General features: G+C 63.4%; 2 protein-coding genes. Both read left to right on the top strand.

The features are described 5' to 3' along the window. Positions 1-286: 286 nt before the first annotated feature. Positions 287-1,729 (top strand): methylmalonyl-CoA mutase subunit beta, encoded by a 1,443-nt coding sequence (locus EN993_RS32860; RefSeq protein ID WP_127265938.1) that lies wholly within the window; start codon positions 287-289, stop codon positions 1,727-1,729. Further along, positions 1,726-3,660: methylmalonyl-CoA mutase (scpA, locus tag EN993_RS32865; protein WP_127265940.1), on the top strand; the 1,935-nt coding region annotated here is incomplete at its 3' end. The genes EN993_RS32860 and scpA, both read left to right, overlap by 4 nt.

A 3,660-nucleotide genomic window follows, 5' to 3' on the forward strand; every position in this document is an offset into this window, starting at 1 on the left:
GCACAGCGACAATGCCAGTCGTTCAAATCGGGCCAGTCGTTCAAATCGGGCCAGTCGTTCAAATCGGGCCAATCGTTCAAATCGGGGCCGCCCTCAAAATCGGCTTTTTTGGAGCTTGCGGATTTTGCCGGTGTTTGGCAATCGTTCATGGTTCGTCCACGCAGGCTGACCTATATCTGATGGATCGAATTCGGTCTCTGAATGCGCATTGCATTGCGATATCGGACCGGGGACCGTAGACTGAACTGCTCCCGGCTGGTGCGGCCGCGTAGAACGAGGAAGACGGATGGGTGCCGGAGCCTTGACTAGGGATGATGAACCCGAGAACGCCGAGCGCCAACGATGGCTGGCCTTGGCTGAAAAAGCGCTGGCCGGCGCATCCTTCGAGGAGAAGCTGGTCTCGCATAGCGATGACAACATCCGCATCGAACCGCTCTACGACCGCAGCACCGCAGCAGAACCGATCGTGCGCGCAAATCCAAAATTGCCCTGGATCGTCAGCCAGCGCATCGACGATCCGGACATCGACCGTGCCAGAACCCAGGCACTGGAGGACGTAGCACAAGGCGCTACGGGATTGTCGCTTGTCTTCGAAGGGGCACCGAACGCGTTCGGTTACGGCCTGCCGAGAACGGCGAAGGCGCTGGAGACGGTGCTGGACGGCGTACCGCTCAACCGCGTCCAGGTTCGCATCGACGCCCATCCCTGGAGCCGCGCCGTGGCCGACTGGCTGGTCGCGTTCCTGAGCAAGCGCCGTTCGGACCCGGCAAAGCTCAACCTCTCCTTCGGCATCGATCCGGCGGCCATCTTCGCCGGAACCGGCCGGCTGCGCATGTCGATCGAGGCGCTGCAGGCTTCGATGCCGCAGTCGCTGGCGCATTTCTTCTCCATGGGCGTTCCAGGCGTGCTGCTGGAGGCGGACGGGCGTGTGTTCCACAACGCCGGTGCGACAGAGGCGCAGGAGCTTGGCATCATGCTGGCTTCGGCGGTCTCCTATCTCAGAATGTTCGAGACGGCGCGGCAGCCGCTTGTCTATGCCGCGCCCCATATCGGCTTTGCGCTCAGCGTCGACCAGGACCAATTGCTGTCGATGGCCAAGGTGCGGGCCCTGCGCAGACTCTGGGCACGGGTGCAGGAGGCCTGTTCGATCCCGACATCCACCGCCAACATCCATGCCGAGACGTCGTATCGCATGATGACGGCGATGGACCCGGAGACCAACATCCTGCGCACCACCATTGCCTGCTTTGCCGCGGCGTCCGGCGGCGCCGATTCCATCTCCATCCTGCCGCACACGATCGCGCATGGCTTGCCCGCGGGATTTGCCCGTCGCGTTGCCCGCAACGCACAGCTGATCATGGCCAATGAAAGCCATATCGATCATGTCGCCGATCCCGCCTATGGTTCCGGCGCGGTCGAAGCGCTGACCGCGGAACTCTGTGAGATGGCCTGGGCGGAATTGCAGACAATCGAGGCCGAGGGCGGCGTCCTGTCCAGCCTTCAGGACGGACATATCCAGAAGCGCGTTCACTCCGCGGCAGCGCAGCGCAATGCAGCCTACCGGGCAGGCGAGCGGGCCATCATCGGCACCACGCTCTATCCCCTGAAAAACGAACAGCCGGTCGAGACGCTGGTAGCGGAGCGACGGCCCGCCTTCACCGAAGGCGTTGCCGTCTGCGAGCCGCTGTTTCCGGCCCGCATCGACCAATCGATCGGAGCCGCCTCTTGATCCCGGATTTCGGTCAGATCGGCTGGGTCCCGCCACGCCGCGCACCCGTCGAGGTCAAAGGCCAGCGGACGACACCGGAAGGCCTTATCGCCAAGCATCTTTACAATCAAAGCGACCTCAAGGGATTGCCGCATCTCGACACCTACCCAGGCCTGCCGCCCTTCGTGCGCGGCCCCTACCCGACCATGTATGTCCAGCAGCCCTGGACCATCCGGCAATATGCCGGCTTCTCGACGGCCGAAGAATCCAACGCTTTCTACCGGCGCAACCTCGCCGCCGGCCAGAAGGGACTGTCGGTCGCCTTCGATCTTGCCACGCATCGCGGCTATGACAGCGACCATCCGCGCGTCGCCGGCGATGTCGGCATGGCGGGCGTCGCCATCGATTCCATTCTCGACATGCGCCAGCTCTTCGACGGCATTCCGCTCGGCGAGATGACGGTGTCGATGACGATGAACGGCGCGGTGCTGCCGATCATGGCGCTCTACATCGTCGCGGCGGAAGAACAGGGCGTTGCGCAGAAGGATCTTGCCGGCACCATCCAGAACGACATTCTGAAGGAGTTCATGGTCCGCAACACCTACATCTATCCGCCGAAGCCCTCGATGCGGATCGTGTCGGACATCTTCTCCTACACGTCGAAGAACATGCCGAAATTCAATTCGATATCGATCTCCGGCTATCACATGCAGGAGGCCGGCGCGACGGCCGACCTCGAGCTCGCCTATACGATCGCCGACGGCATCGAATATGCCCGCGCAGGCGTTGCGGCGGGCCTCGACATCGACCGCTTTGCACCGCGCCTGTCCTTCTTCTGGGCGATCGGCATGAACTTCTTCATGGAGGTCGCCAAGCTGCGGGCCGCGCGCCTGCTGTGGGCGACCCTGATGCAGAAGAATTTTTCACCGAAGGACGAGCGTTCGCTGTCGCTGCGCACCCACTGCCAGACTTCGGGCTGGTCGCTGACGGCGCAGGATCCCTATAACAACATCGTCCGCACCATGATCGAGGCGATGGCGGCGACGCAGGGTCACACGCAGTCGCTGCACACCAATTCCTTCGACGAGGCGATGGCGCTGCCGACCGACCATTCGGCACGCATCGCCCGCAACACCCAGCTCATCCTGCAAATGGAATCCGGCACGACGCGTGTCATCGACCCGTGGGGCGGTTCGGCCTATCTCGAACGGCTGACGCACGACCTGGCAGCGCGAGCGCTTGCCCACATCGAGGAGATCGAGGCGCTCGGCGGCATGGCCGCCGCGACCGAGCAAGGCATTCCCAAGCTGCGCATCGAGGAAGCCGCCGCGCGCACGCAGGCGCGCATCGATTCCGGCGAGCAGATGCTGGTCGGCGTCAACGCGCATCGTCCCGAGACCGACATCGAGGTCGACGTGCTGAAGATCGACAATGCCGAGGTCAGGGCCCGGCAATTGTCGAAGCTGCAAAGGCTGAAAGGCACGCGCGATGTCGCCGCCGTCGAAAGCGCGCTCGATGCGCTGACCCGTGCCGCGCAAGGCAAAGAAAACCTGCTGGAGTTCGCCATCCGCGCCGCGCGCGCCAATGCCACGGTCGGCGAGATTTCGATGGCGCTGGAGAAAGCCTTTGGCCGCCATGTCGCCACGGTGCAGACCATTTCCGGCGTCTATCGCAAGGCCCTCGGCGACAATGCCGTGGTCGACGGACTGCAGGGCAAACTTGAAGCCTTCGAGAAGAAATCCGGCGGCAGGCCGCGCATTCTCGTTGCCAAGATGGGACAGGACGGCCACGACCGTGGCCAGAAGGTCATCGCCACGGCCTTCGCCGATCTCGGCTTCGACGTCACTGTTGGAGCGATGTTCCAGACACCCGATGAGATCGCCAGGCTCGCCGTCGCACAGGACGTCCATATCGTCGGCGCCTCGTCACTGGCGGCGGGACATCTGACGCTG

Origin of the sequence: Mesorhizobium sp. M7D.F.Ca.US.004.01.2.1, assembly GCF_003997785.1 — a bacterium.
In the GTDB taxonomy this organism is placed as follows: Bacteria; Pseudomonadota; Alphaproteobacteria; order Rhizobiales; family Rhizobiaceae; genus Mesorhizobium; species Mesorhizobium loti.

Excerpts from the sequence above, each read along its gene's own strand:
- EN993_RS32860 (WP_127265938.1), top strand. The coding sequence starts at position 287 with ATGGGTGCCGGAGCCTTGACTAGGGATGATGAACCCGAGAACGCCGAG.